Genomic DNA, 20,180 nt, shown 5'->3' on the forward strand with positions numbered 1-20,180 from the left:
AAGAGGCAACTAGATCTTACCAATCTAGTTGCTCCAAGAAGTTATATACATCCTCATGTAGCTCGTCACGCTCTTTATCAAGTGTAATGACATGCGTAGAGTCTTCATACCATTTAATTTCTTTTAACGTAGATTCTACACCGTTATAAATAATGTTAGCACTATCTGTATTAATCATTTCATCATGACGTGCTTGTACAACAAATGTCGGTGCATAAATCATATCCACATTGTTACGTACGTCAGCAATTAATTGTTGTAATGCTTTTAATGTATTCATCGGTGTCTGTTGGAATTCCAACATTTCTTGTTCGATTTGCTCTGGTGATTTTTGCTCACGCTTTTTATATTCGCGGGCGTATGCCAATATACCTTGGTACATCGTTTCTTCACTCTTAATATACATCGGTGCACACATTGGTACTACACCTAAAACCGGTACTGTATAACCTAATTTTAAAGAAAATACTCCGCCAAGTGACAATCCAACAACAGCAATTTTCTCAAAGCCTTTATCTTTTAAAAGCTGATATGCCTCCGTTACGTCTTGCCACCAATCTTCAGGACCTGTATGAACAAGCTCTTCTGGTGGTACACCGTGCCCTTTATAAATTGGCGCATGACAAGTGTAGCCTTTCTTTTCTAAGAAACGCCCTAACATACGTACATCAGCTGAGTTTCCTGTGAATCCATGTAGTAATAAAACAGCGCGGTCTCCACCCTCAAATGTAAATGGTTTCGGAGATGCTAATTTCATCATGTACTTCTCCTCTTTCTCTTCTGTAATCTAGTCGTATTCTTTCTATATCTAGTGTACCATATTTATATTTCTATAATCTAATTAGAAACATCTTTCAAATGACAAAACAAAAAAAGAAGAACCATTAGTACATCTTACTAACGCTTCTTCTTTCAATTCTATAAATTTAAGTACGTAACAGCAATTGTTAATACAAAGAATAGAACAGCTAAAACAATTGTAATACGGTTTAATACCGCTTCAATTCCACGTGCTTTTTGCTTACCAAATAATTGCTCTGCACCGCCTGAAATTGCACCTGAAAGGCCTGAGCTATTACTAGACTGCATAAGTACCATAACAATCATTAAAATCGATACAATAATAAGTAAAACGGATAATAACGTATGCACTTGGCGTACCTCCTACAAAGATTCAGTTATTGTAACTGTAGCATAAATTCTATAGAAAAGCGAGAGCTATAGGGTTGCTCTCGCTTTTCTTCTATTACATGAACATCATTGCAAATAATGGTCCGAGCAAACATGTCAAAATTGCTGTTAATGTCATTGTTACCGATCCAATAACACCTTCATGTTCATTATTTTTCATCGCTCTCATGACGCCCATAATATGAGAAGCACATCCAAATCCGATACCTTTACCAACTGAATTTGTAACGCGGCTCCATTTTAATAAAAGTGGGCCGGTAATCGTTCCAGTAATACCCGCAATAACAACGAAAGCTGCTGTTAATGACGGTACACCACCAACTTGTTCTGAAACACTCATCGCAACTGGCATTGTTACCGATTTTGGTAAAGAAGATAAAATTAAGCTTTTATCCGTTCCCATAAGTGATGCAATAGCAAAATCGCTCGCAATGGCAACTGTTGTACCTACTAATACGCCACCAGCAATCGGTACAACATATTTTTGTAGAACGTGACGTTGTTTATAAAGAGGAATTGCAAATGCTACAACACCGGGTCCCAGTAGTTTTGCAATCCAGCCGCCACCACTTTCCATATAATGTTGATATGGTATATCAAGCATGATAAATAAGAAAGCCATTAATCCTGTTGCTACAAGCATTGGAATGGTGAATGGTGTTGGAAATACTTTATAGATTTTTTTAGATAATTGGTATAATAGCACCGTAAAAAGAACCCAACCAATTCCGATTAATATTTGACTCATCGCGACTCTCTTTCCTTTCTATTCGCAAGATATTGTCCTGTATGTCCTGCGACAATAATAATTAAAAATGTACTCGCTACAATTGTAATGAAAAGAGAAATTCCTTTACTCATAAAAAAGGCACCGTAATTCATTAGGCCAAGCGTTGGCGGAATTAATAAAAACGGCATAATAGCAACGAGTGTTTCTGCTCCTAAATCGAACCATTTCACTGGAAGAACTTTTAGGCTAAGTAAAACAAGTAAGAGGAACATCCCAATCAAACTTCCTGGAATCGGAATATTTAACATTTCTTGTACCCAAGTTCCAACCATATAAAAAACGTAAAGAGCAGCAATTTGGACAAGAATCTTTGTAAATTTCATGTTCATCATCCCTCATGTTTATACGATCTTCTGTTAATATCTTTATCATAGTATAAATTGTAAAAAGCTGCAATTTATCAACTTGACAGCAAAAACAGCCTATGTTAGACGCTTACAACCTTGATATGACTGGATTTCTGTGTGGAAATTAAGTCAAAAACCTTGACCTAATATAAAAAGTTTTTATTTTCTGAATTTATAAGGTTGTTATTTCAATAAAATAATCTTTTTATCCTTAAGCTTACATATATATAAAGTGAAACTTTAATCAGTGGGGGGTCTTCATCCCCCCACTGATTATTAGCCCTCACCAATCGGACTTTTATGGGCAGTTGATCCCCCACCTAAATTCTTTGCTTTCGCTGAATTTTGAGGTGGGGGTCTTACTGCCCATTAAAGTGGGATAAATAAGATAGGTGGTGAACATATGCCCAAAAAAGTTCTTATTTTTTGTGATCCTGGAATTGATGATGCGATGGCTCTCCTCTTAGCATTCTTTATCGATGAAATAGAAATCCTCGGCATTGTTGCTGATTACGGCAATGTTCCAAAAGAAATGGCCGTACAAAATGCTCATTTTCTTAAGCACGAAACAAAAAATAGAAATATTAAGGTATTTGGTGGTTCAGAACAACCGCTTACTGGTGCCCCTCCTGCTTTCTTTACGGATGTACACGGGAAACAAGGGCTCGGGCCAATTATTCCAAAGGAGAATGTAACTAACGGAGAAATGGAGAATTTCTTTGAAGTTATCCCTCTTATTGAAGAGTATAAAGATGAATTAATCATCGTAAGTTTAGGAAGACTTACCTCCCTAGCAATTTTATTCATCTTATGTAAACAGCTAATGAAGCAAATTAAATCTTACTACGTAATGGGCGGTGCCTTTTTACACCCTGGTAATGTTACACCTATTTCCGAAGCAAACTTTTATGGCGATCCTACTGCCGCTAATATAGTCCTTCAATCCACAGCTAACATGTACATCTATCCATTAAACGTCACCCAGTATTCCATCATTACACCAGAAATGGCTGAATACATTGAAGCGAAAGGAAAAGCCCCACTCGCCAAACCTTTATTCGATCATTATTACTACGGCTATTATAAAGATACCCTACCACATTTAAAGGGTAGCCCCTTCCATGACACAATGCCAATACTAGCTTTATTAGATAACTCTATGTTTACGTATCACAAATCACCTATTGTTGTCATGACGGAATCCTATGCACAAGGAGCAAGCATCGGGGAATTTCGTTCTTTAAGGGAATCTAATCCATTTGTCGATTGGCCGAGTCATCAAATTGCAATTGATTTTGATTATAACCGTTTCTTTAAACATTTCATGTCACTTATGACGGGTGAGCAATTTTAACATAAAAAAACAGACCGTAATTTCTCACGGTCTGTCGTTATTTTCTACAATTATCGTTTGATGTTGTAGAAAGATTTGATACCATCGTAAACAGCGATTTCGCCTAGTTCGTCTTCGATGCGTAATAATTGGTTGTACTTAGCAATACGGTCAGTACGGCTCATAGAACCAGTTTTGATTTGGCCAGCGTTAGTTGCAACTGCGATGTCAGCGATTGTAGCATCTTCAGTTTCACCAGAACGGTGAGATACAACTGCTGTGTAACCAGCACGTTTAGCCATTTCGATAGCTTCGAAAGTCTCAGTTAAAGTACCGATTTGGTTAACTTTAATTAAGATTGAGTTAGAGATACCTTTTTCGATACCTTCAGCAAGTTTTTGAGTGTTAGTTACGAATAAGTCGTCACCAACTAATTGTACTTTATCACCGATACGCTCAGTTAATAATTTGTGACCATCCCAGTCGTTTTCGTCTAAACCATCTTCAATAGAGATGATTGGGAAGTCTTTGCAAAGCTCTTCGTAGAAATCAACCATTTCTGCAGAAGTTAAGCCAGTACGGCCTTCGCCTGCAAGGTCATATTTACCAGTTTCTTTGTTGTAGAACTCAGAAGAAGCAACGTCCATTCCTAAGAATACGTTCTCGCCAGCTTTGTAACCAGCTTTTTCGATAGCTTCGATGATTACTTCTAATGCTTCACGGTTAGAACCAAGGTTTGGAGCGAATCCACCTTCGTCACCTACTGCAGTGTTAAGACCTTTGTCATGTAATACAGCTTTAAGTGCATGGAATACTTCAGCACCCATACGGATTGATTCTTTGAATGTTGGAGCACCAACTGGTAAGATCATGAACTCTTGGAAGTCTACGTTGTTATCAGCGTGAGAACCACCGTTGATGATGTTCATCATTGGAGTTGGTAATTGTTTTGCATTGAATCCACCAAGGTAACGGTATAATGGAAGACCTACGAAGTCAGCTGCTGCGTGAGCTACTGCCATAGATACACCAAGGATAGCGTTAGCACCTAGTTTACCTTTGTTTGGAGTGCCATCTAATTCGATCATAGCACGGTCGATACCAGCTTGGTCAGTTACGTCGAAACCAACGATTTCTGGAGCGATTGCTTCGTTAACGTTGTTTACTGCATTTAGAACACCTTTACCAAGGTAACGAGATTTGTCACCGTCACGTAATTCTACTGCTTCGTGCTCACCAGTAGATGCACCACTTGGTACGATAGCGCGTCCGAAAGCGCCGCTTTCTGTGTAAACTTCTACTTCTACAGTTGGGTTACCACGAGAGTCAAGGACTTCGCGAGCATAAACATCAATAATTGTTGACATAATAAATTCTCTCCTTTTTATATAAGCAAATTATTTAATAATTGTTTTACCTGTCATTTCTTTCGGTTGTTCCACATTTAAAAGTGTAAGCATTGTTGGGGCGATATCTCCTAAAATACCACCTTCACGAAGCTCTACGTCATTTTTTGTAACGATGAAAGGAACCGGGTTAGTTGTATGAGCAGTCATTGGCTCGCCATCAGCAGTTAACTCCTGATCAGCATTACCATGGTCAGCAGTAATAAGTGCTACACCATCTTTTGCAAGAATCGCTTCTACAACTTTTCCTAAACATTCGTCAGTTGCTTCTACTGCTTTAATTGTTGGTTCCATCATCCCAGAATGGCCAACCATATCACAGTTCGCAAAGTTAAGAATGATAACATCATGTTTATCATTTTCGATTTCATTTACTAAAGCGTCCGTTACTTCGTAAATGCTCATTTCAGGTTTCAAGTCATATGTTGCAACCTTCGGTGAGTTAATTAAGATACGCTCTTCTCCTGGGAATTCAGCCTCACGACCACCGCTAAAGAAGAATGTAACGTGTGGATACTTTTCAGTTTCCGCGATGCGAAGTTGCTTTAATCCCGCTTGCGCAACAACTTCACCTAATGTGTTATCAAGATTCATTGGCTTAAATGCCACATAACCATCTACAGTTTCACTAAAGTGTGTCATACAAACGAATTCAGGAATGTGAGGTACTTTTTCACCACGATCGAACTCACGGAAGTCTTCGTTTGTAAATACACGAGCAATTTGAATTGCACGGTCTGGACGGAAGTTATAGAAGATAACTGCATCATCATCATTGATTGTTGCAACTGGCGTGTCATCTTCGTTAACAATTACAGACGGCAATACGAATTCATCGTAGATACCATTTGCATAAGAGTCTTCTACACACTCTTCTGCTGATTTATAAGTAGGGCCTTCACCATTCACCATAGCACGGTAACATTTTTCTACGCGATCCCAACGCTTGTCACGGTCCATGGAGTAATAACGACCAGAGATAGTCGCGAATTGTCCTACTCCTGTTTCTTTAATTACTTCATTTGTTGCATCAATATAACCTTGTGCTGTTTTTGGTCCAACATCGCGGCCATCTAAGAATGCATGAATGTATACTTTCTCAACGCCTTCTTTAGCTGCTAAGCGAAGAAGAGCAAACATATGGTTCATGTGACTGTGCACACCACCGTCAGAAAGTAAACCGAATAAATGAAGTGCAGTACCTTTTTCTTTTACGCTTTTAATTGCACTTTGGAACGTTTCGTTCTGATCGAACTCACCTTCACGAATTGCAACGTTTACGCGTGTTAAGCTTTGATATACTACGCGGCCAGCACCGATATTTAAGTGACCAACCTCAGAGTTACCCATTTGACCTTCTGGAAGACCTACTGCCTCGCCACAAGCTGTAAGCGTTGTGTGAGGGAATTTGTTCCAGTAACCATCAAAATTAGGTTTCTTAGCTTGTGCTACAGCATTCCCATGAGTTTCTTCACGTAGTCCGAAACCATCAAGAATGATTAAAGCTGTTGGCTTTCTCATTTTACCGCCCCCAGAAGACCTAAGAACGAAGCAGGCTCTAAGCTAGCACCGCCAACTAAAGCGCCGTCGATGTCAGATTGTGCCATATACTCTTTAATGTTTTCTGGTTTTACGCTACCGCCGTATTGAATACGAACAGCTTCTGCAGCTTCTGGAGAAACAGCTTCTGCAACAACTTTACGGATGTGCGCACATACTTCGTTTGCATCTGCAGAAGAAGAAGATTTACCTGTACCGATAGCCCAGATTGGCTCATAAGCGATAACAGTTGCTTTAACTTGCTCTTCTGTTAAACCTGCAAGTGCTTTTGTCACTTGACCTGCTACTAGATCAAATGTTTTTCCGCTTTCGCGCTCTTCTAAAGTCTCACCACAACATACGATTGGTGTTAAACCATGTTCAAATGCTGCGATAGTCTTTTTGTTTACTGACTCATCTGTTTCAGCAAACATTTCACGACGCTCAGAGTGACCAAGTACTACATAGCCTACTTTTAAGTCGCTAAGTGCTACTGGGCTAATTTCGCCAGTGAATGCACCATTTTTTTCGAAGTGCATGTTTTGTGCACCTACTTGTAAGTCAGTTCCTTCAGTCGCTGCTACAAGGCGCTCTAAGAATAGAGCTGGAGAGCAAACTACTGCATCAACAGCTGAAGCTGCTGGGATTTGACCTTTAACTTCCTCTACGAAGCTAACTGCTTCTGATAGAGTTTTATTCATTTTCCAGTTACCTGCGATAATTGGTTTACGCATGCTTTGCACCGTCCTTTTTCTTTGGCTGCTACTTATTTGTCGTTAAGACAAACTACACCTGGAAGCTCTTTACCTTCCATGAATTCTAATGACGCACCGCCGCCAGTAGAAATGTGGCTCATTTTATCAGCCATACCGAATTTTTCAACAGCTGCTGCAGAGTCACCACCGCCGATAACAGAGTATGTATCTTCTGCATCTGCTAATGCTTGTCCTACTGCTTTTGTACCTTCTGCGAATGGAGTCATTTCGAATACACCCATTGGTCCATTCCATACAACAAGCTTAGAATTTTTAATTACATCTGCATAAATTTCACGTGTTTTAGGACCGATGTCCACGCCTTCCCAGTTAGAAGGAATAGAGTCGATACCAACGATTTGAGTTGTTGCAGTTTCAGAGAATTCCTCTGTGATTACAACATCAACTGGCATGTAGAAGTTTACGCCTTTTTCTTTTGCAAGTTGCATAAATTCTTTAGCTAGTTCGATCTTGTCGTCTTCACATAGAGATAGACCAATTTCATGACCTAAAGCTTTAACGAATGTGTAAGCAAGTCCGCCACCGATGATTAAGTTATCTACTTTGTCTAATAGATGACGAATTACACCGATTTTATCTTTTACTTTCGCACCACCGATGATAGCTGTAAATGGACGTTCTGGGTTAGAAAGTGCTTTACCAAGTACATCTAACTCTTTTTCCATTAATAGACCAGATACTGCTGGTAGGTAGTCTGCGATACCTGCTGTAGAAGCGTGAGCACGGTGAGCTGCACCGAATGCATCGTTTACGAAGATATCAGCAAGAGCTGCAAATTCTTTCGCAAGTTCTGCATCGTTCTTTTCTTCGCCCGCATAGAAACGTACGTTTTCAAGAACTAATACGTCGCCTTCGTTCATTGCTGCAACCATTTCTTGTGCAACTGGTCCGAATGCTTCGTCTGCTTTTTTAACGTCTTTACCAAGAAGCTCGCCTAAACGTGCTGCTACTGGAGTTAAACGCATTTCTTCTACTACTTGACCTTTTGGACGGCCTAAGTGACTTGCTAAAATAACTTTCGCACCTTGCTCTACTAAATATTGAATTGTAGGAAGAGCTGCACGGATACGAGTTTCATCTGTAATTTTGCCTTCTTTCATAGGTACGTTGAAGTCAACGCGGCAAAATACACGCTTACCTTTTAAATCTACGTCACGAATTGATTTTTTGTTCATTGGATTTCCCTCCGACTACTAGTTAGGATTGACAAAACCCACTCAAAAGCTTAACACATTTGCTTTTAAAACGAAAGAAGAGAGAGAGGGAACAAACCCTCTCCCTCGTTTTGTCATTGATAGCTTATATAATTAAGAATTAAAGACCTTTAGAAGTCATGTAAGCTGCTAAGTCTACTACGCGGTTAGAGTAACCAGTTTCGTTATCGTACCAAGAAAGTACTTTAACCATGTTACCTTCCATTACCATTGTAGATAATGCATCGATTGTAGAAGAAGCTGTACATCCGTTATAGTCGATAGATACTAATGGCTCTTCACTGTATCCAAGGATACCTTTTAATTCGCCTTCAGCTGCTGCTTTGAATGCTGCATTTACTTCTTCAACTGTTACTTCTTTGTCAAGTTCAACAACTAGGTCAACTAGAGAAACGTTAGCAGTTGGAACACGTACAGCGCCACCGTTTAATTTACCTTTAAGTTCTGGTAATACTAATGCTACAGCTTTAGCTGCACCAGTAGATGTTGGGATCATGTTTTCAGCTGCTGCACGAGCACGACGTAAATCTTTGTGTGGTAAGTCTAAGATTTGTTGGTCGTTAGTGTAAGAGTGAATTGTTGTCATCATTCCGCGTTTTACGCCGAATTTTTCGTTTAATACTTTAGCGAATGGAGCTAGACAGTTTGTAGTACAAGAAGCGTTAGATACTACGTTGTGGTTAGCTGCATCGTATTGTTCGTGGTTAACACCCATAACTACAGTGATATCTTCGTCAGAAGCTGGAGCTGAGATGATAACTTTCTTAACTGATCCACCTAAGTGTTTTTCAGCGTCTGATTTTTTAGTGAAACGACCAGTAGATTCTACTACTACTTCTACTCCGTAGTCGCTCCATGGTAATTGAGCTGGGTCACGCTCAGCGATAACTTTAATTTCTTTACCGTTAACAACGATGCTGTTTTCGTTAGCAGATACTTCTGCATTTAAAGTTCCGTGAACTGTGTCATATTTTAAAAGGTGAGCTAATGTTTTAGCATCTGTTAAGTCGTTGATTGCTACTACTTCTACCTCAGAGTTGTTAAGAGCTGCGCGGAATACGTTACGTCCGATACGTCCAAATCCATTAATACCAATTTTAGTCATTTGAATTTCCTCCTTGGGGGATTATATTAAAGGGTAATACCCTTTGTTAACTGTTTTGCTGCACCTTCATCTGTAATTAGAATTGAAGTGTGCCCTTGTTTAATTACAGCCTGTATTGCCTTTGCCTTTGAAGAACCTCCAGCGACTGCCACAACGTGAGATACATGTTGTAAATCCTCAAGTTGCATCCCAACTGTTCTTACTTTATGAACAACATTTCCTTGTTCATTAAAGTAGTAACCGAAAGCTTCGCCAACTGCTTCGCTTGCTTGAATCTTTAACCAATCTGCTTCTGAAGTATTTCTGCGACGTGCCATTGTTAACGCATCACCTATTCCATGAATGACGATATTGGAAGATCGAATCAACTCAAGAACTTCTTTCACGGAAGGCTCTGTCACAATAGACGCATATGCTTCGCTACTAACATGGTCTGGAACATACAATAAGCGATAATTACTCATCGTATTTTGCGCCATTTTGGCACAAATGGTATTGGCTTCTAACTCAACACCTTCTCCAATTCCACCACGCGCTGGGACAAATAGCATATGTAAATCTTTGCAATCAAGCTGCATCATGTCCGCAGCAGCAGCTAGCGTAGTTCCTCCAGCCACAGCAACGATATTATTCGCTGTCAGACGGTCTTTTATACAAGTCACACAAGCACGGCCCATCTCCAGTTTGACCCAAGGTGATTCATCACTATCACCAGGGACAACGAAAACTTCATCCAAGTCTAATGTTTCCTTAAGTTGCTTTTCTAAAACCTTTAACCCGGAAATTTCTTTCATAAAGTCTTCCAAAGCAAGAACTAAAGCTGTTCCTTCTTCTGTCAAAGTCATTCCAGAAGAAGCGACGTGAACTAAGTTTTGTTCTTTCAAAACTTGAACTTCACTTCGCAATACTCGTTCTGTCATACCGAGACTTGCTGATAAGTTTCTTCTTCCAATCGGCTGCATGAGCCTAATGTATTGAAGAATTTGCATTCTCGTTTGCATAACAGGTAGCAGATCAGGTAATAATTTTTTTGTGTTCTGAATCCATGAGCGCATATCTTTTCTCCTCACTACATTGGTTCATTTTTCCTAGGTGGTCACTTTACGTCCCGTAGTGACATTTTGTGTCCCACATAGGTTAAAAAAATAATCCCTGCTACGTGTATTATTGTAACAGGAGATAGAAACTTATTCAACTCTTAACTGCATTCTTTATATAGTTTATTATGACACCTTTGTGAATGTTACCATATTCTACTTGTTTTCCGTCTATTTCTACAACCGGAATCATTAAGTGATATTTTTCTAAAAGGTCATTATCTTCATATATATCTATTTCCTCGATTTGAAAAGAATATTCACATTGTACTTCCTGCAAAACTTCTTTTGCCTGCACGCAAAGACCACAATCTTTTTTTGTATACAGTACAACTTTCATCTTCTTCACCTATCCGATCGTTTTTCGTAATGACGAAGCTGGAATATGCATTTGTTCTCTATACTTCGCCACCGTTCTTCGAGAAATAACGATTTCATGCTCTTCTTCTAATAATTTTGAAATCTTTTGATCTGAAAGTGGCTTTTTCTTATTCTCTGCCTCAACAAGTGTTTGAATAAACTGTTTTACACGTTTTGTAGAAACTGCTTCATCTTCAGTCGTTGAAACGGCATTACTAAAGAACGATTTCATCTCAAATAAACCATGTGGTGTTTGCACATATTTATTTCGCGTTGCACGACTAATTGTAGATTCATGCACACTTAACTCTTCCGCCACCTCTTTTAAAGCAAGCGGTTTTAAATACGCTGGACCTTCCCAAAAGAAATCACGTTGTTTTTCCATAATAATAGTCATTACTTGCAGCAATGTCTGTTTTCTCTGTTTCAAACTGCGCATGATCCACTGCACATGCTGATACTTTTCTGATACGTAAGATGCTACTTCACTTTCGCTATTATTAAGAAGCGCACTATACTCAGAATGAATTTCAATTCTTGGCATATTTCTCTCATTCATTTGTAAAACGAGACGATCGCCATCTTTTTTCACCGCCATATCAGGCACAATATAAAGTGGTTTATCAGAAGAAAACGCAAGACCTGGTTTTGGTTGTAATGACGTTATACAATTTACCGCATCCTGCAATTCTTCATTACTACACTTCAACACTTGAACGAGCTTTCGCCAATCTTTCTTCACGAAATAAGCGAAATGATCTTCCACAACCTCTTCTGCTAATCCATTCCGTCTTTGTAAGCGCTTCAATTGCAAAGTTAGACATTCCTGAATATTACGCGCCCCTACCCCTGCTGGCTCGAGTGATTGGACAAGCTCTACAGAGCGGTCGACTACATGAAGCGGCGCGGAAAGGAGATCCGCTAACTCTTCGTTCGTTTCTTGTAAATACCCATTTCCATCCATGTTCATAATAATGAAAGAAGCTATTTTTCGCTCTTCTTCATCTATTTTATAATACTGTATTTGATTTAATAAATGTTGCTGAATCGTTGTAGAATCCACACTGTAGATTTCCATCTGATTCTCGACTTGTTTGCTGGTACTTTTACTTGTGTTAGAGCTCTTTTTCTTCTCCCTCTCAAAACCACCTAACTCAATAAGGGGATTCTCTAACGATTGCTCATACAAAAACTCCGATAATTCTTGTACATTATACTGGAGCATTGTAATCGCTTGCCTTAACTCTTGTGTCATTGCCAAACGTAAGCTTTGTTCTTGTAAAAGACTTGCCTTCAAACTAATCTCCCCCTTGTTTCTATTGTACAATAAGTTTGGTAAAAGGAGAATGCTATCACAGACACCCATTCCAAAATATTATTAATTTATATGTATTAATGAGATTTACAACTTACAACCGAAATTTGAATAATATTGAAAGAAAATAATAAAACACAACAACATTATTACCAAGTACTAATAGTAAATCTTATCACTAGATATAACAAGAGAAAAATAAAAAAGTCCTAACCTACAAAACGTAAGTTAGGACTTTTTGACGCGCCCAGAGGGATTCGAACCCCCGGCAGACGTGGTACCGGAAACCACCGCTCTATCCGGCTGAGCTATGGGCGCATGATTATAGAAAATACTTCATTTTCTTTTCATAATAATAGCAATAAAATCCATCTAAATCAATAAAAATATCCCCATAATCCGTTACGCAACTTAGTTATGAGTATATTAACAAAACACTCTCCCCTAAATTTTCCAATCATAAATTCACCCCAACTCACAAATTATAACCTATGAATTGATATTCCAAAGGGGGCTTCATTCAATGACTGTAATTACGAAATTAAAGCAAACTGTTTCTGGATTAAAAAGTGCACAAGCTAGCTTAGAGGGATTCGCTCTTGATACGGATAACCAACAAGCGAAGCAACTTTTCCAAACAGCTGCGCAGCAAACACAAACGATTATCGATTCTTTAAACCCACGCGTTGAAGAAGTCCAACAAGAAGAACCACAATACTCACAGCAATAACGAATTGGTCGTGCTGTGAAATAGAAAAAGGATGATATGCAGTCATCCTTTTTCTATCACATTACATATTGCAATAGAAACGGAATGATAATTATGCGAAAACTCGGCCTCATAACCGCATTATTTGCCCTTCTATTTAGCTCTTTTACCGGATGTGATAATAGTCCTTTAGATAAAAAAGTGAAAGAAGAAGCAAAACGAACGGAGAAAGAGAAAGGTCCAAAGTTAACAAAAACGAGTACGGAATCCTTTAATCAATCTATATCACAAGGAGCCAAGAAAAGGGCTCTCGCTATGGATGAAATTATAAAAAGCACAGCAGTGAATTCAAATTTAGATCTCTACATAGCAGTTACACCTGAGCATCACGAAAGGTTTGGATTAAAGCCTCTGCGTAAGAAACTTCAAAAACAGCTAAGTGACGAGCATCCTACTTTTGATGTTCGTGTTAGTACAGATAAAAAAATCTTTATGTTACTCGAAAAACTTGAGAGTAAGATCAAGAAAAAAGAAGTATCTAAAGATGAAATTAATAAACAATTAAAATTCATTGGTAAAAAAATGGAGTCTAACACTTAACGCTTTTTAATAGAAAAGGAAGGATCGCAATGTCTAGTAAAGATAAGAACTTAACCCCTGTGCAACAGGAGTATAAAAAATTCGAGCAAGAACGAGAACCGAAGCGCCCTGTCTTAAAAAATTGTATAAAAGCCTTTTTCGTCGGTGGTTTTATTTGCTTCATCGGACAACTCATTTCTACGTTTTATATCACATATTTTGATTTCACTGAGCGTTCAGCAGGAAATCCAACAGTCGCAACTCTCATTTTCATTTCCATGTTACTAACTGGTTTCGGTATATATGACCGCTTTGGGCAGTTTGCTGGAGCAGGCACAGCTGTACCTGTTACTGGATTTGGTAACTCTGTTATTGCCGCATGTATCGAGCACCGAACAGAAGGGTTCGTCCTTGGCGTTGGCGGCAACATGTTTAAATTAGCTGGCTCTGTTATTTTATTTGGTGTCTTTTCCGCTTTCGTCATCGCACTAATTAAAACGATTCTCGTTCAATGGGGAGGGCTATAAATGTTACAAGGACACCGAACGTGGGTATTTAAAAACAAACCCGTTATTATTTCAACAGGAGTTGTTGGCGGACCGTTTGAAGCAAAGGGAAAAATTCCAGAAGACTTCGATATTCTTCATGAAGATTTATGGCTCGGACAGGATTCCTATGAAAAAGCACATAAAATTTTGTTCGAAGAAGCTTGTAGCCGCGCCACTGAAAAAGCAGAACTTCGTAAAGATGATATCCAATTCGTACTTGCAGGAGATTTAATTAATCAAATTACCCCTACAAGTTTTGCTTGCCGTACACTTGGCACTCCATATCTCGGATTATTCGGGGCTTGTTCTACTTCTATGGAAGGTTTAGCACTTGGAGCAAGTATCGTAAATGCAAAAGGCGCAAAATATTTATTAACCGGGGCATCAAGCCATAACACTGCGGTAGAAAAACAGTTCCGCTACCCTACCGAATACGGCGGACAAAAACCACCTACTGCGCAGTGGACAGTAACCGGAGCAGGAGCTGCTATTTTAAGCGATACTGGACATGGCCCTAGAGTAACATCTGCAACAATCGGACGAGTGATTGATATGGGATTAACGGATCCGTTTAATATGGGAGGCGCAATGGCTCCCGCTGCCGTCGATACAATTGAAGCCCACTTACGTGAACGACAAATTGATGCCTCTTACTACGATTTAATCGTAACCGGAGACCTAGGACATGTCGGACGCGAAATTGCTTATGACTTACTACATAAACATGGAACAAAAGTAACGAGCGAACAGTTTCAAGATTGCGGGCTACTCATTTATAGAGAGGGGCAACCTGTCATAGCTGGTGCTAGTGGACCAGGATGCTCCGCAACAGTCGTGTACGGTCATTTATTAAACCGAATGAAAAGAGGAGAGTTCCAAAAGATACTTGTTGTTGCGACAGGCGCTTTACTATCTCCACTTACATTCCAACAAGAAGAAACGATTCCGTGTATCGCTCACGCCGTTTCGATTGAATTTGGAGGTGCAACGCAATGATTTTTTTCTGGGCTTTCGTCATTGGTGGACTCATATGTGTAATCGGCCAACTTATGTTTGATGTAGGTAAACTAACGCCCGCTCATACAATGGCAACACTCGTTGTTGCTGGAGCTATATTAGACGGGTTCAATTTGTATGAACCATTAATTGATTTTGCTGGAGCCGGGGCAACTGTACCTATTACAAGTTTCGGTAATGCCCTCGTTCACGGCGCAATGGAAGAAGCCGCAAAACATGGTATCGTTGGCGTCATTACCGGCATGTTTAAAGTAACGAGCGCCGGTGTATCCGCAGCTATTATTTTCGGCTTCATTGGAGCATTGCTATTCAAACCGAAAGGATAAGAGGTGTTTGTATGACAGTTATCGCTAGCGTTAAAACCTGCCTTGCTAGTGTAAGGGGAGCTCAAGCAAGCCTAAGTTCCCTTTCGCTAAATTCTACAGACAATGAAGCTAAACGCGTATTTCATGAATGTATGTTAGAAATGGACAGTGTCATCGCTGATTTACAGGATAGAGTTTCAGTATTAGAACGTGAAGAACCTCAATATAAAGGGTTTTAAGTAGACTGGAGGAAATGACTATGTCTCACCTGCCGGAATGGACACTTGTCATTCTTCGCTCTGTATTCATATTAATCATTTTATTCACTATTACAAAATGCTTAGGAAAAAGGCAAATTTCTCAGCTTTCCTTTTTTGAATACATAGCAGGAATGACAATCGGTGATATCGCCGCTCAAATAGCTACAGGGCTTGATCAAAAGTTTTTCCATGGTGTCTTTGCAATACTTATTTTCGCCTCAGTACCCTTCTTTGTCGGAATTCTTTCCCTAAAAAACAAAACTGCTAGAGATTTTTTTGAAGGGAAGTCTACAGTGTTAATAAAAGATGGCAAAGTACTTGAGGATAATTTAAAACAAGAAAAATATACAAGTGATGAGTTACTTGAACTTCTTAGAGGAAATGGTGCATTCAGTATAGCTGAAGTCGAATTTGCTGTCTTAGAACCGAGCGGAGAATTAAATGTATTATTAAAGAAAGATTTTCAGCCACTTACTGCAAAAGATCTCGGTTTAAAAGTGCCCAATGAAAAAGAACCACAAACTGTTATTATGGATGGCAATGTACTAGATGAACCTCTTTCCGCAAGCGGTCATAACCGAGCTTGGCTACATTCTGAACTAGAAAAACTCGGTGTTGTCATTGAAAACGTCTTTCTCGGTCAAGTGGATTCATATGGACAACTTACTATCGACATTTATAATGACAAACTACAAATGGCATCTCCTCAAAACAAACCTTTATTATTGGCATCTTTAAAAAAATGTCATGCTGATCTTGAACTATTTTCCTTAGAAACAAAGTCGAAATCAGCGAGCGAAATGTATAGCAAAAATGCGAAACAAATCGAAAAGATTTTAAATAAAGTGACCTATCTTTTAAAAGAATAAATATCGAAAGAACGCTTCAGTAAAAAAGCGTTCTTTTCTTTTTTCCTATCGCTTTTCTAACGTTTAAATTTATGTAATTCGGTTATGATGTTGAAGATACATAAGCAGGGAATTTCAAAAACATAGCGAATATTTCATGGTACAACTACATATTTTTTTGATTTAAAGTGGTTTCGTTTGACCTTTATTGACCATAATTGTATTATAAGACTAAGAAAGCTTTAGAAGGAGGAAATAACAGATGAATTTAATTCCTACAGTAATTGAACAAACAAATCGTGGAGAACGCGCTTACGATATTTACTCTCGACTATTAAAAGACCGCATCATTATGCTTGGTAGTGCAATTGATGACAACGTAGCTAACTCAATCGTTTCCCAGCTTTTATTCTTGGAATCTCAAGATCCAGAAAAAGATATTCACATCTACATCAACAGCCCTGGTGGTTCTATCACAGCAGGTATGGCAATTTACGATACAATGCAGTTTATTAAACCACAAGTATCAACAATCTGTATCGGTATGGCTGCATCTATGGGTGCATTCTTACTTGCAGCAGGTGAAAAAGGAAAACGTTATGCACTTCCAAACAGTGAAGTAATGATTCACCAACCACTTGGTGGAGCACAAGGTCAAGCGACTGAAATCGAAATCGCTGCTAAACGTATCCTATTCTTACGTGAAAAACTAAACCAAATTCTTGCTGACCGCACAGGTCAACCACTTGAAGTACTACAACGCGACACAGACCGCGACAACTTCATGACAGCAGAAAAAGCTTTAGAATACGGTTTAATCGATAAGATCTTTACAAATCGTTAATACTTAAAAGCGAAAGCGGCTCGTTCAGAATAGGAGGAGGATGGAGCTTCTTCCGACGAGGTGCTTTTTACCTCGTCGGAAGAAGCGAAGCCACCGACCATTCTAGCCGCTGGAGCTAGATAGATTTAAAGTGGAAGCGCCCTATAATAGGGCGCTTTTTTATATGTTGTTCTTCGCTCACATACCCCACCTAGTATCCCCTTAAATATATCGACGATTCCACACAACTTACCGACAATTCTCGACAAGCACGCCCCCCTACATACCCTCACCAACAAACAACAAGCCCAAAACAACAAAAAAGCTATCGCACATGCGCGATAGCTTTTTATTGTACATATGCAGCTAATGCTTCTAAAGCTTCTTCTGCATCTGAACCTTCTGTTGTAATTGTTATCATGCTACCAGTTCCAATTGCTAAGCTCATAATCCCCATTATGCTCTTTGCATTCACTGTCTTTCCATCTTTCTCAATGAAGATATCCGCATGAAAGCGATTTGCCTCTTGTACAAACAACGCAGCCGGACGTGCTTGTAAACCGTTTTTTAATGAAACCTGAACTCTTTTTTGAACCACAGCTCCATTTCCCCTTTAACCTCTTATTTTTTTGCTACCGTTTCCCCCGCGCGTAATTTCTCTGCAATCTCATCGATTTTACGCAAACGATGATTAATACCCGATTTACTAATTTTCCCCCCGGATACCATCTCACCTAATTCTTTCAATGTTACATCTTGATAATCTCTTCGTAGTTGTGCAATTTCTCGTAGTTTATCTGGCAATATATCAAGACCGACCGTCTCATCAATATAGCGGATATTTTCAATCTGCCTTAGCGCTGCACCAATTGTTTTATTTAAATTAGCTGTTTCGCAGTTCACTAAACGATTTACTGAATTACGCATATCACGTACGATTCGAATGTCTTCAAATCTTAAAAGTGCATTATGAGCACCTATAATATTTAAAAACTCTGTAATTTTTTCTGCTTCTTTCAAATACGTAATGTACCCTTTTCTTCTTTCCAACGTCTTACTATTTAAATCAAATCCGTTCATCAGTTCACATATAGCATCATTATGTTCCTTATATAACGAAAAGATCTCTAAATGATAAGATGATGTTTCTGGGTTATTTACTGAACCACCTGCTAAAAATGCACCGCGTAAATACGATCGTTTACAACATTTCTTCTCAATCAATTCTTGTGATATATTTCGAATAAATGAAAAGTCGTCTCGAACGATATGAAGATCAGCTAATATTTCGCGAGACTTCTCAACAAGCCGTACGATATATACATTATTTTTCTTCAATCGCATTTTTTTACGAACAAGTAATTCTACCGTCACGTCATATCCTTTTTTCAAAAGCGTATAAATCCTTCTTGCAATTGCCGCATTCTCCGTTTGAATATCGATAGATAGACGACGATTTGAAAAAGAAAGCGATCCGTTCATGCGAAGTAACGCTGATAATTCTGCTTTCTCACAGCATTCCTTCATCTCAAGATTCGTCAACTCTTTCTTTGTTTCTGATGCAAATGACACAGTCAACACCTCCTTATACGATTATTGTGGAACAAAAATCTTGTCCTATATGAAATGATGAGCGTTACCCCAAACGAGGCAACGCACATCTACAACAGTGAATATAAAATTGAGGCTAGTTTTAATGTATCGTGTCTTACAACACGATCATCATACTTCGCTAATTGATCTTGAATGACATCAATATTGTTTTCGGTAAAACGCTCTTTATCTACTACAACTGGTGCCGACATTTCTTCTTCATATAACTGACGTAATTCACAAGGAATATCACGGTTATTTACAATTGCAGTATCAATAAATGGCTTACCTAAATGATCATGTAACGCCTGCACATGGTCAAACGCAGTATATCCCATCGTTTCACCAGCTTGCGTCATAACATTACACACATATACCTTCTTCGCTTTTGCAGCAAGAACAGCGTCCCCGATTTTGTTAACAACTAAATTCGGTAATATACTCGTATACAAACTTCCTGGACCGAAAACGAGTAAATCAGCTCGCTTAATCTCAGCCAACGTTTCATGTAACGGCTCTACATCTTCTGGAGTTAAAAAGACACGGTTAATCTTCTTTCCGTAATACGGAATCTTTGATTCACCTGTTACAATTTCTCCATCTTCTAGTTCCGCATGAAGTACCGCGCTTTGATTCGCTGCCGGTAATACACGTCCTCTAACATTTAACACTTTGCTCGTTTCCGTAATCGCATGGAAAAAGTCTCCTGTAATCGAGGTCATACCTGCCAACAATAAATTTCCTAACGCATGACCTTTCAGCCCATCTCCCGTTGTGAAACGATGCTGAAATAAAGCTTCCACCAGTGGCTCTACATCTGATAACGCAACAAGTACGTTACGAATGTCACCTGGAGGTGGAATTTCTAGCTCATCACGTAATCTACCTGAACTGCCACCATCATCAGCGATTGTAACAACTGCTGTAATATCAACCGGATATTGTTTTAATCCTCGTAATAAAACAGAGAGTCCAGTGCCGCCTCCCATGATGACAATTTTAGGTTTTCTCTCTTTTTTCATCCC

Annotated in this window: 24 protein-coding genes and 1 tRNA gene; 9 read left to right on the top strand and 16 right to left on the bottom strand. The window is 39.0% G+C overall.

The window, feature by feature from the left end:
• Nucleotides 1-16: 16 nt before the first annotated feature.
• The 4 genes from estA to ACUXEY_RS08195 all read right to left on the bottom strand — a co-directional run bounded on the left by estA (nt 17) and on the right by ACUXEY_RS08195 (nt 2,304).
• A complete protein-coding gene (gene estA / locus ACUXEY_RS08180; RefSeq protein ID WP_166702843.1) occupies nt 17-757 on the bottom strand; it encodes a carboxylesterase in 741 nt (246 codons plus the stop codon).
• A 161-nt stretch (nt 758-918) separates the two neighbouring features.
• Nucleotides 919-1,152 (bottom strand): preprotein translocase subunit SecG, encoded by a 234-nt coding sequence (gene secG / locus ACUXEY_RS08185; RefSeq protein WP_000557263.1) that lies wholly within the window; start codon nt 1,150-1,152, stop codon nt 919-921.
• Between the two features lie 94 nt (nt 1,153-1,246).
• Nucleotides 1,247-1,939, bottom strand: a complete 693-nt coding sequence (locus tag ACUXEY_RS08190) for an LrgB family protein (protein WP_144615142.1) — start codon at nt 1,937-1,939, stop codon at nt 1,247-1,249.
• Complete coding sequence (locus ACUXEY_RS08195; protein ID WP_000673220.1) at nt 1,936-2,304, bottom strand: CidA/LrgA family holin-like protein; 369 nt, start codon at nt 2,302-2,304, stop codon at nt 1,936-1,938. Before ACUXEY_RS08195 ends, ACUXEY_RS08190 begins: the two co-directional genes overlap by 4 nt.
• Nucleotides 2,305-2,731: 427 nt before the next feature.
• On the opposite strand from ACUXEY_RS08195, the gene ACUXEY_RS08200 reads away from it, so the two are divergent.
• Complete coding sequence (locus ACUXEY_RS08200; RefSeq protein WP_166702695.1) at nt 2,732-3,682, top strand: nucleoside hydrolase; 951 nt, start codon at nt 2,732-2,734, stop codon at nt 3,680-3,682.
• A 50-nt stretch (nt 3,683-3,732) separates the two neighbouring features.
• Here the strand turns inward: ACUXEY_RS08200 and eno are convergent, their stop codons facing one another.
• From eno to ACUXEY_RS08245, 9 genes are all read right to left on the bottom strand, one after another.
• The gene (eno, locus tag ACUXEY_RS08205) at nt 3,733-5,028 is read right to left on the bottom strand and encodes a phosphopyruvate hydratase (RefSeq protein WP_000103948.1); all 1,296 of its coding nucleotides are present in this window, start codon (nt 5,026-5,028) and stop codon (nt 3,733-3,735) included.
• Between the two features lie 30 nt (nt 5,029-5,058).
• Nucleotides 5,059-6,588 (bottom strand): 2,3-bisphosphoglycerate-independent phosphoglycerate mutase, encoded by a 1,530-nt coding sequence (gene gpmI, locus ACUXEY_RS08210; protein WP_029440956.1) that lies wholly within the window; start codon nt 6,586-6,588, stop codon nt 5,059-5,061.
• Entirely contained in the window at nt 6,585-7,340 is a 756-nt protein-coding gene (gene tpiA / locus ACUXEY_RS08215) for a triose-phosphate isomerase (protein ID WP_001231038.1), read from the bottom strand. The genes gpmI and tpiA overlap by 4 nt, the downstream gene beginning before the upstream one ends.
• A gap of 32 nt (nt 7,341-7,372) precedes the next feature.
• A complete protein-coding gene (locus tag ACUXEY_RS08220; RefSeq protein ID WP_087959320.1) occupies nt 7,373-8,557 on the bottom strand; it encodes a phosphoglycerate kinase in 1,185 nt (394 codons plus the stop codon).
• Nucleotides 8,558-8,696: 139 nt separating this feature from the next.
• Nucleotides 8,697-9,701, bottom strand: a complete 1,005-nt coding sequence (gene gap / locus ACUXEY_RS08225; protein WP_000161236.1) for a type I glyceraldehyde-3-phosphate dehydrogenase — start codon at nt 9,699-9,701, stop codon at nt 8,697-8,699.
• A gap of 26 nt (nt 9,702-9,727) precedes the next feature.
• The gene (gene cggR / locus ACUXEY_RS08230; RefSeq protein ID WP_001258183.1) at nt 9,728-10,756 is read right to left on the bottom strand and encodes a gapA transcriptional regulator CggR; all 1,029 of its coding nucleotides are present in this window, start codon (nt 10,754-10,756) and stop codon (nt 9,728-9,730) included.
• Between the two features lie 136 nt (nt 10,757-10,892).
• Nucleotides 10,893-11,138, bottom strand: a complete 246-nt coding sequence (locus ACUXEY_RS08235; RefSeq protein WP_063221768.1) for a glutaredoxin family protein — start codon at nt 11,136-11,138, stop codon at nt 10,893-10,895.
• Between the two features lie 9 nt (nt 11,139-11,147).
• Nucleotides 11,148-12,455: an RNA polymerase factor sigma-54 gene (rpoN, locus tag ACUXEY_RS08240; protein ID WP_429602319.1), complete on the bottom strand. Its 1,308-nt coding sequence runs from the start codon at nt 12,453-12,455 to the stop codon at nt 11,148-11,150.
• 260 nt (nt 12,456-12,715) lie between these two features.
• A tRNA-Arg gene (locus tag ACUXEY_RS08245) sits at nt 12,716-12,791 on the bottom strand.
• 205 nt (nt 12,792-12,996) lie between these two features.
• Between ACUXEY_RS08245 and ACUXEY_RS08250 the strand changes: the two genes are divergently transcribed.
• From ACUXEY_RS08250 to clpP, 8 genes are all read left to right on the top strand, one after another.
• Nucleotides 12,997-13,203 (top strand): DUF1657 domain-containing protein, encoded by a 207-nt coding sequence (locus ACUXEY_RS08250; RefSeq protein WP_000216166.1) that lies wholly within the window; start codon nt 12,997-12,999, stop codon nt 13,201-13,203.
• A gap of 93 nt (nt 13,204-13,296) precedes the next feature.
• On the top strand, nt 13,297-13,782 hold the full coding sequence (locus ACUXEY_RS08255) for a YhcN/YlaJ family sporulation lipoprotein (RefSeq protein ID WP_144615136.1): 486 nt from the start codon (nt 13,297-13,299) through the stop codon (nt 13,780-13,782).
• Between the two features lie 29 nt (nt 13,783-13,811).
• On the top strand, nt 13,812-14,288 hold the full coding sequence (spoVAC, locus tag ACUXEY_RS08260; RefSeq protein WP_000095399.1) for a stage V sporulation protein AC: 477 nt from the start codon (nt 13,812-13,814) through the stop codon (nt 14,286-14,288).
• Complete coding sequence (spoVAD, locus tag ACUXEY_RS08265; RefSeq protein WP_429602324.1) at nt 14,289-15,305, top strand: stage V sporulation protein AD; 1,017 nt, start codon at nt 14,289-14,291, stop codon at nt 15,303-15,305.
• Nucleotides 15,302-15,652, top strand: coding sequence for a stage V sporulation protein AE (gene spoVAE, locus ACUXEY_RS08270; protein ID WP_000575919.1), 351 nt, complete (start codon nt 15,302-15,304; stop codon nt 15,650-15,652). Before spoVAD ends, spoVAE begins: the two co-directional genes overlap by 4 nt.
• 11 nt (nt 15,653-15,663) lie before the next feature.
• Nucleotides 15,664-15,870: a DUF1657 domain-containing protein gene (locus ACUXEY_RS08275; RefSeq protein ID WP_085312777.1), complete on the top strand. Its 207-nt coding sequence runs from the start codon at nt 15,664-15,666 to the stop codon at nt 15,868-15,870.
• Nucleotides 15,871-15,890: 20 nt separating this feature from the next.
• The gene (locus ACUXEY_RS08280; RefSeq protein WP_166702705.1) at nt 15,891-16,760 is read left to right on the top strand and encodes a DUF421 domain-containing protein; all 870 of its coding nucleotides are present in this window, start codon (nt 15,891-15,893) and stop codon (nt 16,758-16,760) included.
• Nucleotides 16,761-17,001: 241 nt separating this feature from the next.
• Nucleotides 17,002-17,583: an ATP-dependent Clp endopeptidase proteolytic subunit ClpP gene (gene clpP, locus ACUXEY_RS08285; protein WP_001049162.1), complete on the top strand. Its 582-nt coding sequence runs from the start codon at nt 17,002-17,004 to the stop codon at nt 17,581-17,583.
• A 328-nt stretch (nt 17,584-17,911) separates the two neighbouring features.
• On the opposite strand, the gene ACUXEY_RS08290 is transcribed toward clpP, so the two are convergent.
• From ACUXEY_RS08290 to ACUXEY_RS08300, 3 genes are all read right to left on the bottom strand, one after another.
• Nucleotides 17,912-18,160 carry an HPr family phosphocarrier protein gene (locus ACUXEY_RS08290; protein WP_000250307.1) on the bottom strand — a complete coding sequence of 83 codons (249 nt, stop codon included), beginning with the start codon at nt 18,158-18,160 and terminating at the stop codon, nt 17,912-17,914.
• Nucleotides 18,161-18,183: 23 nt separating this feature from the next.
• A complete protein-coding gene (gene whiA / locus ACUXEY_RS08295) occupies nt 18,184-19,134 on the bottom strand; it encodes a DNA-binding protein WhiA (protein ID WP_000006563.1) in 951 nt (316 codons plus the stop codon).
• 89 nt (nt 19,135-19,223) lie between these two features.
• Nucleotides 19,224-20,177 carry a gluconeogenesis factor YvcK family protein gene (locus ACUXEY_RS08300; RefSeq protein WP_166702706.1) on the bottom strand — a complete coding sequence of 318 codons (954 nt, stop codon included), beginning with the start codon at nt 20,175-20,177 and terminating at the stop codon, nt 19,224-19,226.
• Nucleotides 20,178-20,180 lie beyond the last annotated feature (3 nt).

The organism is Bacillus sp. F9_6S_D1_P_5, assembly GCF_054823925.1.

Coding starts and splice junctions, on each gene's coding strand:
- ACUXEY_RS08300 (WP_166702706.1), bottom strand. CDS start 20,177: ATGAAAAAAGAGAGAAAACCTAAAATTGTCATCATGGGAGGCGGCACT.
- cggR (WP_001258183.1), bottom strand. CDS start 10,756: ATGCGCTCATGGATTCAGAACACAAAAAAATTATTACCTGATCTGCTA.
- eno (WP_000103948.1), bottom strand. CDS start 5,028: ATGTCAACAATTATTGATGTTTATGCTCGCGAAGTCCTTGACTCTCGT.
- ACUXEY_RS08195 (WP_000673220.1), bottom strand. CDS start 2,304: ATGAAATTTACAAAGATTCTTGTCCAAATTGCTGCTCTTTACGTTTTT.
- spoVAE (WP_000575919.1), top strand. CDS start 15,302: ATGATTTTTTTCTGGGCTTTCGTCATTGGTGGACTCATATGTGTAATC.
- ACUXEY_RS08200 (WP_166702695.1), top strand. CDS start 2,732: ATGCCCAAAAAAGTTCTTATTTTTTGTGATCCTGGAATTGATGATGCG.
- ACUXEY_RS08190 (WP_144615142.1), bottom strand. CDS start 1,939: ATGAGTCAAATATTAATCGGAATTGGTTGGGTTCTTTTTACGGTGCTA.
- gap (WP_000161236.1), bottom strand. CDS start 9,701: ATGACTAAAATTGGTATTAATGGATTTGGACGTATCGGACGTAACGTA.
- estA (WP_166702843.1), bottom strand. CDS start 757: ATGAAATTAGCATCTCCGAAACCATTTACATTTGAGGGTGGAGACCGC.
- clpP (WP_001049162.1), top strand. CDS start 17,002: ATGAATTTAATTCCTACAGTAATTGAACAAACAAATCGTGGAGAACGC.
- ACUXEY_RS08255 (WP_144615136.1), top strand. CDS start 13,297: ATGCGAAAACTCGGCCTCATAACCGCATTATTTGCCCTTCTATTTAGC.
- tpiA (WP_001231038.1), bottom strand. CDS start 7,340: ATGCGTAAACCAATTATCGCAGGTAACTGGAAAATGAATAAAACTCTA.
- spoVAD (WP_429602324.1), top strand. CDS start 14,289: ATGTTACAAGGACACCGAACGTGGGTATTTAAAAACAAACCCGTTATT.
- ACUXEY_RS08275 (WP_085312777.1), top strand. CDS start 15,664: ATGACAGTTATCGCTAGCGTTAAAACCTGCCTTGCTAGTGTAAGGGGA.
- ACUXEY_RS08220 (WP_087959320.1), bottom strand. CDS start 8,557: ATGAACAAAAAATCAATTCGTGACGTAGATTTAAAAGGTAAGCGTGTA.
- ACUXEY_RS08235 (WP_063221768.1), bottom strand. CDS start 11,138: ATGAAAGTTGTACTGTATACAAAAAAAGATTGTGGTCTTTGCGTGCAG.
- ACUXEY_RS08280 (WP_166702705.1), top strand. CDS start 15,891: ATGTCTCACCTGCCGGAATGGACACTTGTCATTCTTCGCTCTGTATTC.
- gpmI (WP_029440956.1), bottom strand. CDS start 6,588: ATGAGAAAGCCAACAGCTTTAATCATTCTTGATGGTTTCGGACTACGT.
- ACUXEY_RS08250 (WP_000216166.1), top strand. CDS start 12,997: ATGACTGTAATTACGAAATTAAAGCAAACTGTTTCTGGATTAAAAAGT.
- spoVAC (WP_000095399.1), top strand. CDS start 13,812: ATGTCTAGTAAAGATAAGAACTTAACCCCTGTGCAACAGGAGTATAAA.